The organism is Citrobacter sp. CK202, from assembly GCF_030333225.1.
Classification (GTDB): Bacteria; Pseudomonadota; Gammaproteobacteria; order Enterobacterales; family Enterobacteriaceae; genus Citrobacter_B; species Citrobacter_B koseri.
The window spans coordinates 160,282-175,248 of record NZ_JAOWGI010000025.1 but is presented as its reverse complement, the minus strand read 5'-3'; the positions used below and the strand labels follow the sequence as shown (position 1 = coordinate 175,248).

General features: G+C 44.1%; 12 protein-coding genes. All 12 read left to right on the top strand.

Annotated elements, in window-relative coordinates; translation table 11 throughout:
• Window positions 1–23 precede the first annotated feature (23 nt).
• Window positions 24–1,418, top strand: coding sequence for an undecaprenyl-phosphate glucose phosphotransferase (wcaJ, locus tag OGX84_RS10470; RefSeq protein ID WP_199976137.1), 1,395 nt, complete (start codon window positions 24–26; stop codon window positions 1,416–1,418).
• Between the two features lie 9 nt (window positions 1,419–1,427).
• The gene (gene wzxC, locus OGX84_RS10465; RefSeq protein ID WP_110494065.1) at window positions 1,428–2,906 is read left to right on the top strand and encodes a colanic acid undecaprenyl disphosphate flippase WzxC; all 1,479 of its coding nucleotides are present in this window, start codon (window positions 1,428–1,430) and stop codon (window positions 2,904–2,906) included.
• Between the two features lie 109 nt (window positions 2,907–3,015).
• Complete coding sequence (gene wcaK / locus OGX84_RS10460; RefSeq protein WP_286457994.1) at window positions 3,016–4,296, top strand: colanic acid biosynthesis pyruvyl transferase WcaK; 1,281 nt, start codon at window positions 3,016–3,018, stop codon at window positions 4,294–4,296.
• Entirely contained in the window at window positions 4,293–5,513 is a 1,221-nt protein-coding gene (gene wcaL / locus OGX84_RS10455) for a colanic acid biosynthesis glycosyltransferase WcaL (RefSeq protein WP_047462621.1), read from the top strand. The genes wcaK and wcaL overlap by 4 nt, the downstream gene beginning before the upstream one ends.
• Before the next feature lie 11 nt (window positions 5,514–5,524).
• Window positions 5,525–6,928 (top strand): colanic acid biosynthesis protein WcaM, encoded by a 1,404-nt coding sequence (gene wcaM, locus OGX84_RS10450; RefSeq protein WP_112001937.1) that lies wholly within the window; start codon window positions 5,525–5,527, stop codon window positions 6,926–6,928.
• A gap of 165 nt (window positions 6,929–7,093) precedes the next feature.
• Window positions 7,094–7,987 (top strand): UTP--glucose-1-phosphate uridylyltransferase GalF, encoded by an 894-nt coding sequence (gene galF / locus OGX84_RS10445; protein ID WP_012131721.1) that lies wholly within the window; start codon window positions 7,094–7,096, stop codon window positions 7,985–7,987.
• A 363-nt stretch (window positions 7,988–8,350) separates the two neighbouring features.
• On the top strand, window positions 8,351–9,661 hold the full coding sequence (locus OGX84_RS10440; RefSeq protein WP_104868476.1) for a capsular polysaccharide export protein, LipB/KpsS family: 1,311 nt from the start codon (window positions 8,351–8,353) through the stop codon (window positions 9,659–9,661).
• Window positions 9,649–10,725 carry an EpsG family protein gene (locus OGX84_RS10435; RefSeq protein WP_101743975.1) on the top strand — a complete coding sequence of 359 codons (1,077 nt, stop codon included), beginning with the start codon at window positions 9,649–9,651 and terminating at the stop codon, window positions 10,723–10,725. The genes OGX84_RS10440 and OGX84_RS10435 overlap by 13 nt, the downstream gene beginning before the upstream one ends.
• Window positions 10,725–12,005: an MATE family efflux transporter gene (locus tag OGX84_RS10430; RefSeq protein ID WP_012131726.1), complete on the top strand. Its 1,281-nt coding sequence runs from the start codon at window positions 10,725–10,727 to the stop codon at window positions 12,003–12,005. Before OGX84_RS10435 ends, OGX84_RS10430 begins: the two co-directional genes overlap by 1 nt.
• Before the next feature lie 13 nt (window positions 12,006–12,018).
• On the top strand, window positions 12,019–12,780 hold the full coding sequence (locus OGX84_RS10425; protein ID WP_012131727.1) for a DUF4422 domain-containing protein: 762 nt from the start codon (window positions 12,019–12,021) through the stop codon (window positions 12,778–12,780).
• 23 nt (window positions 12,781–12,803) lie between these two features.
• Window positions 12,804–13,793: an acyltransferase family protein gene (locus tag OGX84_RS10420; protein WP_047462633.1), complete on the top strand. Its 990-nt coding sequence runs from the start codon at window positions 12,804–12,806 to the stop codon at window positions 13,791–13,793.
• 12 nt (window positions 13,794–13,805) lie between these two features.
• Window positions 13,806–14,954 carry a UDP-galactopyranose mutase gene (gene glf, locus OGX84_RS10415; RefSeq protein ID WP_047462637.1) on the top strand — a complete coding sequence of 383 codons (1,149 nt, stop codon included), beginning with the start codon at window positions 13,806–13,808 and terminating at the stop codon, window positions 14,952–14,954.
• Window positions 14,955–14,967 lie beyond the last annotated feature (13 nt).

The window sequence follows — 14,967 nt, the reverse complement described above, 5'->3', positions numbered from 1 at the left end:
AGGGGCTAATAACAGGAACAACGATGACAAATCTAAAAAAGCGCGAGCGAGCCAAAACCAATGCATCGTTAATCTCTATGGTGCAACGCTTTTCGGATATCACCATCATGTTTGGCGGGTTATGGGTTGTCTGCAAGCTGAGCGGATTGCCTTTCCTGTATATGCATCTGTTGGTGGCGCTGATCACGCTGGTGGTTTTTCAGATGCTGGGCGGCATAACTGATTTTTACCGTTCCTGGCGCGGCGTGAAGATTTCGACGGAACTGGCGCTGCTGCTGCAAAACTGGACGCTGAGTCTGGTCTTCAGCGCGGGCCTGATTGCCTTCAATAGCGACTTCGATAACCGTCTTACCGTCTGGCTGGCGTGGTATGCGCTCTCCAGCGTGGGTCTGGTGGTCTGCCGCTCGTTCATTCGCTACGGAGCCGGATGGCTGCGTAACCGTGGGTACAACACGCGCCGGGTGGCGGTGGCGGGGGATCTTCCTGCCGGTCAGTCGCTGCTGGACAGCTTCCGCAAGGAGCCGTGGTTGGGTTTTGAAGTGGTCGGCGTTTACTACGATCCGAAACCGGGCGGCGTCTCTTCTGACTGGGCCGGAAATCTGCAACAGCTGGTTGAGGATGCTAAAGCCTCACGCATTCATAACGTCTATATCGCCATGTCGATGAGTGACGGGGCGCAGGTAAAAAAACTGGTGCGCGCTCTGGCGGACACTACCTGCTCGGTCATCCTCATCCCGGATGTTTTTACCTTCAATATTCTGCACTCGCGTATTGAAGAGGTAAGCGGCGTGCCGGTCGTGCCGCTGTATGACACGCCGCTGTCAGGGATCAATCGTCTGCTGAAACGCGCGGAAGATATCGTGCTGGCGTCGCTGATTCTGCTGCTGATCTCTCCGGTGCTGTGCTGTATTGCGCTGGCGGTCAAATTCAGTTCGCCAGGGCCGATCATTTTCCGCCAGACCCGTTATGGCATGGACGGTAAGCCGATCAAAGTGTGGAAATTCCGCTCCATGAAGGTGATGGAAAACGACAAAGTGGTGACGCAGGCGACGCAAAACGACCCGCGTGTAACCCGCGTGGGGAATTTTCTGCGCCGTACCTCGCTTGATGAACTGCCGCAGTTTATCAACGTTCTGACCGGCGGCATGTCTATCGTCGGGCCGCGCCCGCACGCGGTGGCGCATAACGAGCAGTATCGCCAGCTTATCGAAGGCTACATGCTGCGCCATAAAGTCAAACCCGGCATTACGGGATGGGCGCAGATCAACGGCTGGCGCGGCGAGACCGACACGCTGGAGAAAATGGAAAAGCGCGTGGAGTTTGATCTGGAGTACATCCGTGAGTGGAGCGTGTGGTTTGACATCAAGATTGTTTTTCTGACGGTGTTCAAAGGCTTTGTGAATAAAGCGGCGTACTGAGGAACGATCATGAGCTTACGAGAAAAAACCATCAGTGGGGCGAAGTGGTCGGCGATCGCTACGGTTATCATCATCGGGCTGGGACTGATTCAGATGACCGTGCTGGCGCGGATTATTGATAATCACCAGTTTGGTCTGCTGACCGTGTCGCTGGTGATTATCGCCCTCGCCGATACGCTGTCGGACTTCGGTATTGCCAACTCGATTATCCAGCGTAAAACGATAAGCCACCTCGAACTCACCACCCTGTACTGGCTGAACGTTGGCTTAGGGCTGGCGGTGTGCGTCGTGGTGTTTTTGCTTAGCGACGTGATCGGCAACGTGCTGCATAACCCCGATCTGGCGCCGCTGATTAAAACCCTGTCGCTGGCGTTTGTGGTGATCCCTCACGGGCAGCAGTTTCGCGCGTTGATGCAAAAGGAGCTGGAATTTAACAAAATAGGCATGATCGAGACCAGCTCGGTGCTGGCGGGGTTCACCTTTACCGTGGTCAGCGCCCATTTCTGGCCGCTGGCAATGACGGCGATCCTCGGCTATCTGGTCAACAGCGCCGTCCGTACGCTGCTGTTCGGCTATTTTGGCCGGAAGATCTACCGCCCCGGCCTGCATTTTTCGCTGGCGTCTGTTTCGTCGAACCTGCGCTTTGGCGCATGGCTGACGGCGGACAGCATCATCAATTACGTCAATACTAACCTGTCGACGCTGGTGCTGGCGCGTATTCTCGGCGCGAGCGTCGCCGGGGGATACAACCTTGCTTATAACGTGGCGGTGGTTCCGCCAATGAAGCTTAACCCGATCATTACCCGCGTATTGTTCCCGGCGTTCGCCAAAATTCAGGATGATACGGAGAAGCTGCGCGTCAATTTCTACAAGCTGCTGTCGGTCGTGGGGATTATTAATTTTCCCGCGTTGCTCGGTCTGATGGTGGTATCGAATAATTTTGTACCGCTGGTTTTTGGCGAGAAGTGGAACAGCATCATTCCGGTGCTGCAACTGCTGTGCGTGGTGGGGCTGTTGCGCTCTGTCGGCAACCCGATTGGTTCGTTGCTGATGGCGAAAGCGCGCGTTGATATCAGCTTCAAATTCAATGTGTTCAAAACCTTTCTGTTCATTCCGGCAATTATCGTTGGCGGCCATCTGGCGGGGGCGACAGGCGTGACGCTGGGCTTCCTGCTGGTGCAGATCATCAATACCGTTCTGAGCTATTTCGTCATGATTAAACCGGTGCTGGGGTCGAGCTACCGCCAGTACATCCTTAGCCTGTGGCTACCGTTTTATCTCTCTTTACCTACCCTGGCGGTGAGCTATGGGTTGGGGATTGCGCTGAATGGACATCTGCCGCTGAGCGTACTGCTGGCAACGCAAATCGTGGCGGGCGCGCTGGCCTTCGCCGTGATGATTGTGCTTTCGCGCCATCCGCTGGTGGTGGAGATGAAGCGCCAGTTTTGCCGTAGCGAAAAAATGAAAACACTGCTTCGCGCAGGATAACTTTTGCCGGATGGCGACGTTTACGCGTCGTATCCGGCCTACGAATTGATTTTGCGGTAGGCCGGATAAGGCAACAGCCGCCATCCGGCAACGATTTTAAGGGGCAAATATGAAATTACTGATCCTGGGCAACCACACCTGCGGCAACCGTGGCGACAGCGCAATTTTGCGCGGCCTGCTGGATGCCATTAACCGTCTTGAGCCTGACGCAGAAGTGGATGTGATGAGTCGCTATCCGGTGAGCTCATCCTGGTTATTGAATCGCCCGGTGATGGGCGATCCGCTCTATTCGCAGATGAAACAGCACAATAACGTGGCGGGCGTGATGGGGCGCGTGAAAAAAGTGCTGCGTCGCCGCTATCAGCATCAGGTACTGCTCTCCCGCGTCACAGATACCGGCAAGCTGCGCAATATTGCCATTGCGCAAGGGTTTACCGACTTCGTGCGTCTGTTATCCGGTTATGACGCCATTATCCAGGTCGGGGGCTCGTTTTTCGTCGATCTGTACGGTGTGCCGCAGTTTGAACATGCGCTGTGTACTTTTATGGCGAAGAAGCCGTTGTATATGATTGGTCACAGCGTCGGCCCCTTCCAGGACGAGCAGTTCAACACGCTGGCGAATTACGTCTTTGGCCACTGTGATACGTTGATTCTGCGTGAATCAGTCAGTCTGGAGCTGATGAAGCGTAGCGATATCACCACGACGAAAGTTGAAGCGGGGGTCGATACCGCCTGGCTGGTTGATCATCACAATGACGATTTTGAACCGGGTTATGCCGTTCAGCACTGGTTAGCCCTTGCCGGAAAGCAAAAGACGGTTGCGATTACGCTGCGTGAACTGGCGCCATTCGATAAGCGTCTGGGAACCACCCAACAGGCTTACGAGAAGGCGTTTGCTGGCGTGGTGAACCGTATCCTTGAGGAAGGCTATCAGGTGATTGCGCTGTCAACCTGTACCGGTATCGACAGCTATAACAAAGACGATCGCATGGTGGCGTTAAACCTGCGCCAGCACGTCAGCGACCCGGATCGTTACCATGTGGTAATGGACGAACTCAACGATCTTGAAATGGGGAAAATCCTCGGCGCCTGTGAGCTGACCGTGGGCACGCGCCTGCATTCCGCCATTATTTCCATGAATTTCGCGACCCCTGCGATTGCCATTAATTATGAGCACAAATCTGCCGGAATTATGCAACAGCTGGGATTGCCTGAAATGGCGATCGACATTCGTCATTTGCTGGACGGCAGCCTGGAAGCGATGGTGGCCGATACGCTGGGGCAGTTGCCCGCGCTCAACGCGCGACTGGCGGACGCCGTAAACCGCGAGCGTGAACAGGGCTTTCGCATGGTGCAGTCAGTGTTAACCCGTATCGGGGAGGGGAAATGAAGGTCAGCTTCTTTTTACTGAAGTTCCCACTGTCGTCAGAGACCTTCGTGCTGAACCAGATCACCGCGTTTATCGATATGGGGTTTGAGGTGGAAATTGTCGCGTTGCATAAAGGCGACCTTGAGAACACGCATGCGGCGTATGACACCTACCGCCTGGGTGAAAAAACGCACTGGCTGCTGGATGAGCCGGAAGGCAAGCTGGCGAAGCTGCGCTATCGCGCCATTGCGTCTTTGCGTGGCGGTACGCGCGCATCGACCTGGAAGGCGCTGAATGTTTCACGTTACGGTGATGAAGCGCGCAACCTGATTCTGTCCGCAATCTGCGGGCTGACGCCAAAAATGTTCCAGGCGGATGTTTTTATCGCACATTTCGGCCCGGCGGGTGTAACGGCGGCGAAGTTGCGGGAACTTGGCGTGATCAAAGGCAAAATTTCCACCGTTTTTCACGGTATTGATGTATCGCACCGCGATGTGCTCAATCACTACACGCCTGAATATCAGCGCCTGTTCCAGCGTGGCGATCTCATGCTGCCTATCAGTGAATTATGGGCGGGACGCCTTAAAACAATGGGGTGCCCGCCCGAGAAAATTGCGGTCTCGCGGATGGGCGTCGATATGACGCGCTTTACTCACCGTCCGGTAAAAGCGCCGGGTACGCCGCTGGAGATTATCTCCGTGGCGCGATTAACCGAGAAGAAAGGACTGCACGTAGCGATTGAGGCCTGCCGACAGCTCAAAGCGCAGGGGGTGGCGTTCCGTTATCGCATCCTGGGCATGGGGCCGTGGGAGAGACGCCTGCGCACATTGATTGAGCAGTACCAGCTTGATGATGTGATTGAAATGCCAGGCTTTAAGCCCAGCCATGAAGTGAAAAAGATGCTGGATGACGCGGATGTGTTTCTGCTGCCGTCTATCACCGGTACGGATGGCGATATGGAAGGTATTCCGGTGGCGCTGATGGAAGCGATGGCAGTCGGGCTGCCGGTGGTTTCAACCGTTCACAGCGGAATCCCCGAACTGGTGGATGCCGGTAAGTCGGGCTGGCTGGTGCCTGAAAATGATGCTGAGGCGTTGGCGGAGCAACTGGCGGCATTCAGTCGCATTGACACCGAGTCGTTGCGGCCTGTGGTACAACGCGCCCGTGAAAAAGTTGAGGCTGATTTTAATCAGCAGGTGATTAATCAACAGTTAGCCAGCCTGCTGCAAACGATGTAAACCGAGGTTGTATGCCAGAGAATAAACTCTCCCGTCGCACCTTCCTGACGGCAGGCTCTGCGCTTGCCGCACTTCCTGTCCTCCATTCCCCCTTTGCCCGCGCGCTTGAACCCCGGCAAACCGTCAATATTCAGGATTATAACCCCCGAGACTGGATAGCCTCGTTTAAACAGGCGTTTAGCGAAGCGCAGACGGTTGTTGTTCCTGCGGGGCTGGTCTGCGAGAACGTCAATACCGGCATCTTTATCCCGGCAGGAAAAACGCTGCATGTGCGCGGGCGCTTAAGCGGCAATGGTCGCGGTCGGTTCGTGTTGCAGGATGGCTGCCAGGTAACAGGGGAGCAGGGCGGTAGCCTGCACAACATCACCCTGGATGTGCGCGGTTCAGATTGCACCATCAGGGGGATTGCCATGAGCGGGTTCGGCCCCGTTACCCAGATCTACATTGGCGGCAAAAAGCCGCGAGTGATGCGTAATCTCACCATTGATGATATTTCGGTCAGCCATGCAAATTACGCCATTCTGCGCCAGGGATTCCACAACCAGGTGGATGGCGCACGCATCACCAATAGCCGATTCAGCGATCTGCAAGGGGATGCCATCGAATGGAACGTGGCGATTAACGATCGTAACATTCTGATCTCTGACCATGTTATAGAACGCATCGACTGCACCAACGGGAAAATCAATTGGGGGATTGGCATCGGGCTGGCGGGCAGCACCTACGATAATGCCTACCCTGAAGAGCAAACCGTAAAGAACTTTGTCGTGGCCAATATTACCGGATCGGATTGCCGACAACTGGTTCATGTGGAGAACGGAAAACACTTTATCATTCGTAATGTAAAAGCGCGGAATATCACGCCTGATTTCAGTAAGAAAGCGGGCATTGATAATGCGACGGTAGCAATTTATGGGTGTGATAATTTCGTGATTGATAATATCGATATGGTGAATTGTGCGGGGATGCTTATTGGTTATGGCGTCGTCAAAGGCAAATATTTATCCATTCCGCAAAACTTCAAATTAAATGATATTCATCTTGATAACACTCGCCTGGACTATAAACTGCGCGGCATTCAGATCTCTTCAGGGAATGCGACCTCCTTTGTGGCGATCACCAATCTGGAGATGAAGCGCGCTACGCTTGAACTACACAACCAGCCGCAGCATCTTTTCCTGCGTAATATCAAGGTAATGCAGGAGTCTGCGACAGGGCCCGCGCTGAAGATGCACTTTGATCTGCGTAAAGATATACGCGGCAAGTTTATGGCGAAACAGGACACTTTGCTGTCGCTGGCGAACGTTCATGCAGTCAATGAGAAGGGGCAGAGCTCGGTTGATATCGACAGGATTAACCACAAGGTGGTGAATGTGGAAGCGGTCAATTTCAGGTTGCCGGAGCGGGGGCGGTAGTTTTGCGACCATTCCTGGCGAAAGTTACTCATACTTAAGATTATGGCTACTGCAATCTGCGGATAAGCGGCGTACCATCACATCCAACGCCATAATGTAATTCATGCTGGCTAAAACATGCTAAAGAGCTATAATTCAGCAACCATTTTATAGGTGGATGAAATAATGATTAATTTGAAAGCAGTTATTCCGGTAGCTGGTCTGGGTATGCACATGTTGCCTGCCACCAAGGCAATCCCCAAAGAGATGCTGCCGATTGTTGACAAACCGATGGTACAGTACATTGTTGACGAAATTGTTGCTGCTGGGATCAAAGAAATCGTTCTGGTTACTCACGCTTCCAAAAATGCGGTAGAGAACCACTTCGACACCTCCTACGAATTAGAGTCACTTCTGGAGCAACGCGTGAAACGTCAGTTGCTGGCGGAAGTGCAGTCCATTTGCCCACCAGGCGTGACGATTATGAACGTTCGCCAGGCTCAACCGCTGGGTCTGGGGCATTCCATTTTATGCGCACGTCCTGTGATTGGTGACAACCCGTTTGTGGTGGTGCTGCCTGATATCATCATTGATGACGCGACGGCCGATCCGCTTCGCTATAATCTTGCGGCAATGGTAGCGCGTTTCAACGAAACGGGACGCAGCCAGGTGCTGGCAAAACGCATGAAAGGCGACCTTTCAGAGTATTCCGTTATCCAGACCAAAGAACCTCTGGATAATGAGGGGAAAGTCAGCCGTATTGTTGAGTTTATTGAAAAGCCGGATCAACCGCAGACGCTGGACTCAGATCTGATGGCGGTAGGTCGCTATGTGTTATCGGCAGATATCTGGGCAGAACTGGAAAGAACAGAACCCGGCGCCTGGGGCCGCATCCAGTTGACGGATGCAATTGCAGAACTGGCGAAAAAACAGTCTGTTGACGCCATGCTGATGACAGGCGATAGCTACGACTGCGGTAAGAAAATGGGCTATATGCAAGCGTTCGTTAAGTACGGGCTGCGCAACCTGAAGGAAGGGGCGAAGTTTCGGAAGGGGATTGAGGCGTTGCTTAACGAGTAAGCTAAGCCAGGATACTGTCATTAGAACCATAGACAGTTATCACTCGACAATAAGCTCGACTGTGGAAAGTTGATGCTTATTGCCGTTTTGTTTTGCACTTTAGTGTAAAATGATCAACAAACAACCCCTGCCAAACTCTTTCTTAGGGCAATCACAAACAACTGTCGTGAGGTTGTGTCTCACACGGAAACGGAAGTTGAGATTGATTTCAGAAGAGGTTGACTGGGGTATTAATTACATGGATTTTTGAATCCTTGTTTCTCAGTGTATTGGTAGCTGTAGAGCCAAGGGCGGTAGCGTGGACAGCATATCAAAAATTCGACGCGATTTTTAATTTTGTCATCAAAAAAGATTTTTGTAGAAATGAAAAAAATAGCAATAATGTCCTTTTATGAGAGTAATTCAAGATATATACATCAACTATCAAAACAGATAAAAGAGGTGACTGGTAGAGATACTGTCCAGTTGTGTATGTATGCTTCTTCGACTAACTATTGCATCAAAAACTCATTAGAATATATTGATTTACCTGGAAATGTTCGTAAATATAAGTCAGAAAAAAATATTACAATACCTCGTCATTTTTATGAGTTTCATGTCTCTCTTTTCCCTGAATTAGAAAAATATTTTTTAGATATCTCTAGGAAATATTGGGATTTTTATGAGAATTATTTCCCATGGGAAGATTTCCACAGTGTGGTATTTATTGGAGATAAACGTTTATATTCTTCTATTGGTGGCTATTTTGCAAAATTAAAAGAGGTTCAAGTATTCTATTTTGAACCTGGCCCATATGGGACGATGATTTTTGATCCGAAAGGCGTCAATTGTAATATGAGCATCACTACTGCTAGTCTCGATATGATGCGGAATAATGTAAATGAAGATGAAATAGAATATTTATATAATAAATGCATTACATCTGTCAGTGAAAAGAAATTTTATGAAAAGAATATTGGTTCTTATTTCAGGAAGATAAAAGATGTCCTTCAAAGTGTCCCTCCATCTATTTTTAGGAAAGTATGTGCTGTCGAGCTATATACAGGGGAGGGTTTTTGGGAGTCTATTCCTTATTTATTAGGACGTCTGCCATTTAAAAAGAATAGTAAAGCAAATAATATTGATATAGAAAAACAAGGGAAATATATTTTTGTTGCGTTACAAGTGCCAAATGATGTCCAGATTATCTCAAACTGTAAATTATTTTCATCAATTGATGATATGTTAACTTCAGTTATTAAATCATTACCTGAGGGATATGATCTTATTGTTCGTGAACATCCAATGAATAAAGGGAGATATAATAAATCACTGTATAAGTTAATTAATGAAAATGTGAATGTACATATTGATAATAATACTCCAATTGATCATTTAATCGATAAATCTTCGTTAGTAATTGTAATAAACTCAACTGTAGGACTTGAGGCTGCTGTAAGAGGTGCTGCTGTATTAACACTTGGTGATATATATTATCCTCAAATAGTAAATAATCTAACATCTCGAGAATCGTTAAAAACTGAAATAGTTAAAGCCATCGATAATAAAGCTACCCAGGAAGAAGTGAAACTTTATATAGCTTATTTATTTAAAAACTATATGGTTAAAGATAATTATAAAAATAGCAATTATTATGATCTCAACAATGCGGTAGAAAAAATATGCTGCAGGTAATATTTTCACCAATTGGTTTTGCAGCATTCTCTGTTTTACAGATTTTTTTTGTTTCTATAATATCTTTCTTAAAAAGAAGCAAGTTTTCCTTTTTTTTATTGGCTATTAACATAACACTTATTGGATTATATCTTGGTATAGCTAATCGTTGGGGATATGATTCTATTCACTATTATATACCTTTTTATGAGGGTGATACCTCCAGAAAGTTTGAGCCAGGATTTACTTTATTAGTCTATATATTACGAACAATAGGTATACCATCTGAGTTATTTCCTGTAATAACAATATTAATTACAACATGGTTATCTTTTATAGCAATACTGAAGCTAACAAATGAATATGTACAGACAACTATAATTGCTTTTTGTCTGACAAGTATGATAAGTTTCATGTATCTCTATATGGGAGGAATGCGACAAGCTATCAGTTTTAGTTTTATTCTTTTATCAATAGCATACCAATCAAGAAATGCATCGATTAAATCTTTTATCACTATTATTATAGCTATCAGTCTACATTTCTCTGCTTTAATATTTTTGGTTATGCCTATATGGAGACGACTTGATTTTCATAAAAAATATATAATTATTTTGCTATCACTTATTTTTGCTTTGGCATCAGAATATATTGTTGGTTTTGTGCTCAAAGCATTACCCCCGGGAAGTGTGTTTGCTAATAAAATAATTCGAGCATTTGAGTATTCAGATCGAAATAATGAACACGCCATATATATATATAAGTTTCTATATTCTTCAATATTTGTATTTATTCCTTTATTCTTATTGGATAAAATAATAAAAAATAAAAGCGCGTCTCTTATTTTAGAATATGCTCTGTTAGCATATGTTTTCTCTGCCATCTTATTTTTCACCAAAGAATCATCGATCAGATATTTGTTTGTAGTAAATGTTTTTTTAATCCCTTTTTATATTATGAGTATAGAACACGTTTTTGTTAAAACTCAACGAAGGGTAATATTATTACTAATAGTTATTATTTTTATGCTTTATGGGGTTATATCACATAACTGGTTATCTGAATTAGTGACTCGATTTATCTAATGACTAGAAAAAAAACTAAGGCATTGTTTGCTGTTATCGCAGCGAGAGTAATTGGTGTATCCATTAGTTTTTTGATGAATATACTTGTTACTCGCTGGGTCAATGTAAATGAAGCCGGAATATTCTTCACCTCCTTCTCTATTATTATGTTGTGGGGACTTATCGGTACATCAGGGTTTTGTGATGCCATTCTTAGAATGCGACCGCAACTTATAGCCACAAGAAATTATATCCAGGCAAGTTCATTGGCATTGTTTGGAGCATTAATAATTATAGTTATATCATGTCTGTTATCAGGCGCTATATATCTTTTTCTGACTTACGGAGAGTCATTAAAGGTCTATGGTGCTTTATATATTTGTGCGAGCATCCCTCTTCTTTCCATGATCCAATATACGGGATATATATTTCAGACTAATGGGAGATCATTATTATCTGTTATTATAATTAATATATCCTATCCGCTGATATTTTCGTTTATTGTTTTAGTATGTGCCGTTCTGCATATGGAAGCTAATGCATTAAATTTAGTAAGGTTTTTATTTTTATCAATTATACTTAGTTTTATCTTTTGTGCTGTTTTGTGGAAAAAATATATATTTACTAATATAAATGCTGTTGTTTATTTGAAGAAGCTTAAATATAAATATATAATTACAACATTACTATCTTTCTTGCTAATATTAATATGTAATACCATTATACAATGGATTACACCTATCATCTCTAACTACTATATTTCAAGTGAAGACGTTGCTCTTATCTCTGTTTGCTTGCGGATTGGTTTAGTTATCAGTTTCTTCCTTATTTCATTAAATGTTGTTTTTGCACCAAATTTTTCCAAGCTGTATACTGAAGGGAAATTTGATGAGCTTAAATTAATGGTAAGAAGTAGCACCCGTCTTGTCGTTATTTTGTCATTGCCAGGAGTAGCGTTTCTCTTACTATTCCCTGAGTTTGTGCTTTCAATTTTTGGGCGTGAATATACTCAAGCATCTATCATACTTAGAATAGTTTGCATTGGTCAGTTAATTAATGTCCTGACAGGGTCGGTCGCTTTCTTATTAACAATGACAGGTAATGAGAAAATATTTAGAAATATTATTTTCTTTAATGCATTTATGATGATTATCAACCTTAACTTCATGGGGGGGGGATTCGGCATAAAAGGAATTGCCTGCGCTGTTGCTCTTTCTGTGATTATACAGAATGTCATTGCTGTCTATTTTGTGAAAAGAAAACTGGATATCAATATCCTTGATTATTTTTATTTGAAGTAAAATTGGTAATATCATGATTAGAATATATATCGCAACACATAAGCAATATGATTTTCCTGTAGATGAAGGTTATCAACCTATCCATGTAGGTAAGAAGAATAGTACATCAGATTTAGGTATAAGTGTTATCGGTGATAATGAAGGAGATAATATATCAGAATTAAATCCATCATATTGTGAATTGACTGCATTATATTGGATCTGGAAAAATTCAGATGAAGATATTGTTGGTTTAGTTCATTATCGTCGTTATTTCGCTGGCGTTCATAATATTATACCGCTCCATGGTAAGGGCATTGCTTCTAGTAATGATTTTGACCTAAATAAATATGATTTAATTGTCGCTCGTAAACGTAATTACTATGTTACGAATATAAAAAATCATTACTGCCGAGCTCATTCAGAAGGTGATTTGAATATATTACGCTCTATCGTGGAGGCTATGTATCCTGATTATAATCAAGCCTTCGATACGGTTATGCATGGTCGGAAAATAAGTCTGTATAATATGTTCGTAGGTAAGGCCGATGTGGTCAATCAGTATTGCCAGTGGCTTTTCCCTCTATTAGACGAAGTGAATAAACAGATTGATTTCTCTGGTTATGATTCTTATCAAAAAAGAATTTTGGGATTCATGGCAGAAAGATTATTTAATGTATGGATTGAACATAATAAAAGAAATATTAAAGTTGGATACAGAAAGGTTGTAAATATTGAAGGTGAAAATTTAATAAAAAAAGGAAGTGCACTCTTGGTTAGGCATTTCCTAAAATAAAATATAAGCAGCGAGAGTATTCAATGACTCGACGTACGGATATAGATATATATCGTGGACTGGGGATATTGTTGGTTGTGTTAGGACATGTATCCTTCCTCAGTCCATCCTGGCATAAGATTATTTATAGTTTTCATATGCCTGCTTTTTTCATTCTTTCTGGTTATCTGGTAAATGTTAAAAATCTGGAGTTGAAACCTTGGATATTTATCATCCAGCGATTTTATAGATTGATTATTCCTGCATGGACGATTGGAGTAATTTGTGGCTTGCCGTTTGTTGCTATGTTATTGATGAGTAATATATCTGGTAGTGATTTCCTTATGAAACTATATGGAACATTAACAGGTGCAACAAAAGTAGCAAACAATTTCTTTGTTACTCCCATTTGGTTTTTATATTGCCTGTTTATAGTTGAGGCTATGTTTTATTTAATAATGAAAATCTCTTCAAATAAATATATTATTGCCTTGATTGTAATTTCCTTTTATTTAATTGCGAAAAATGTAGATATTTTTCATTTTTTTAATGTGAATATAGCTTTTATCGCTATGCCATATTTTTTAATTGGATACATATTGCAAAGTATTGTCATAACCAGACATATTAATTATGCGATGATTTCTGTTGTACTGCTTTTGGGATTTTCGTATTTAACTCCCACTGAGGTTGATATGTCTGCATTACAGGTGGGGAATGGAGTATGGGCTTTTATAAATCTTGCTTCTGCTTTAGCAGGAAGTTATCTGCTCTATTATATTGCGGGTTATATTAATTCGGAATTTATCTCTTGGTTGGGTAAAAATACCTTAGTTATATTGGGGTTTAATTATTATATTAATGCCATAGCGAAAAATATATTAACTTTTGCACATATGGAATACTATGTCATATTAAGTTTTATTATTCAGATCATATTGCTCGCTATTCTTGTGAAAATAATTGCATGCTGGCCAGCTCTTAATTCCCTGGTGAATGGGAAAATGTTTGTAACTTACAAAGAAGCAAAATAATTGAGGTCATTGATGAAATCTGTTGCTATTGTCGGTGCGGGTATTTCTGGTGCGGTTATTGCGAGATTATTAGCAGAGGAAGGGATTGAGTCTGTTGTTTTTGACAAACGTTCTCATATTGCTGGTAACTGTCATTCAGAACGTGATCCGCAGACCAACGTCATGTTGCACGTTTATGGTCCCCATATTTTTCATACAGATGATAAAGAAGTTTGGGATTTCGTTAATCAGTATTCAGAGTTTATGCCTTACACCAACCGTGTGAAGGCCATTTACAAAGGCAATGTTTACTTACTACCAGTAAACCTGCATACGATTAATCAGTTTTTCAATAAAACAATGCGTCCGGATGAAGCCCGTGCTTTCATCGAATCTAAAGCTGACAAATCTATTGTCGAACCGAAAAACTTTGAAGAACAGGCCATCAGCATGATTGGTCGGGAACTGTATGAAGCATTCTTTAAAGGCTATACGCGTAAACAATGGGGTTGTGAGCCGACGGAGTTACCAGCCAGTATTTTGAAACGCTTGCCGCTTCGTTTTAACTATAATGACAATTATTTTAACCACCAGTATCAGGGGATGCCCAGAGATGGCTATACCGATATGGTTGGAAAAATTCTTGATCACGAACTGATTGAAATAAGAACAGATACTGAGTTTTCAGCTACCGAGAGTGGGGCCTACCAGCATGTATTTTGGTCAGGCGCGCTGGATGGTTACTTTAACTTTAGTGAGGGGCGTCTGGGTTATCGCACGCTGGATTTCGAAAAATTCTCAGCAGAAGGTGACTATCAGGGAACGGCTGTTATCAACTACTGCGAAGAAAATGTACCTTATACCCGAATCACTGAGCATAAGCATTTCTCACCTTGGGAGTCACACGAAAAAACAACATGTTATCGTGAATTTAGTCGCTTCTGCACCGAAGATGATATTCCGTATTATCCGATCCGTATGGTTAAGGAAAAAGAACTGCTCAATCGCTACCTGGATAAAGCGATGGAATTAAGCAATACCACTTTTGTCGGGCGTCTTGGTACCTACCGCTATCTGGATATGGATGTCACTATTCGTGAAGCTATTGATGTTGCAAATAAATTCCTTGAATGTCAAAAGAGTCAGGAGCCAATGCCTGTATTTAATATAAATCCTCGCTAACGTCAGGTGTTGT

Coding starts and splice junctions, on each gene's coding strand:
- OGX84_RS10420 (WP_047462633.1), top strand. CDS start 12,804: ATGACTCGACGTACGGATATAGATATATATCGTGGACTGGGGATATTG.
- wzxC (WP_110494065.1), top strand. CDS start 1,428: ATGAGCTTACGAGAAAAAACCATCAGTGGGGCGAAGTGGTCGGCGATC.
- OGX84_RS10425 (WP_012131727.1), top strand. CDS start 12,019: ATGATTAGAATATATATCGCAACACATAAGCAATATGATTTTCCTGTA.
- OGX84_RS10430 (WP_012131726.1), top strand. CDS start 10,725: ATGACTAGAAAAAAAACTAAGGCATTGTTTGCTGTTATCGCAGCGAGA.
- wcaL (WP_047462621.1), top strand. CDS start 4,293: ATGAAGGTCAGCTTCTTTTTACTGAAGTTCCCACTGTCGTCAGAGACC.
- wcaK (WP_286457994.1), top strand. CDS start 3,016: ATGAAATTACTGATCCTGGGCAACCACACCTGCGGCAACCGTGGCGAC.
- wcaJ (WP_199976137.1), top strand. CDS start 24: ATGACAAATCTAAAAAAGCGCGAGCGAGCCAAAACCAATGCATCGTTA.
- glf (WP_047462637.1), top strand. CDS start 13,806: ATGAAATCTGTTGCTATTGTCGGTGCGGGTATTTCTGGTGCGGTTATT.
- OGX84_RS10435 (WP_101743975.1), top strand. CDS start 9,649: ATGCTGCAGGTAATATTTTCACCAATTGGTTTTGCAGCATTCTCTGTT.
- galF (WP_012131721.1), top strand. CDS start 7,094: ATGATTAATTTGAAAGCAGTTATTCCGGTAGCTGGTCTGGGTATGCAC.
- OGX84_RS10440 (WP_104868476.1), top strand. CDS start 8,351: ATGAAAAAAATAGCAATAATGTCCTTTTATGAGAGTAATTCAAGATAT.
- wcaM (WP_112001937.1), top strand. CDS start 5,525: ATGCCAGAGAATAAACTCTCCCGTCGCACCTTCCTGACGGCAGGCTCT.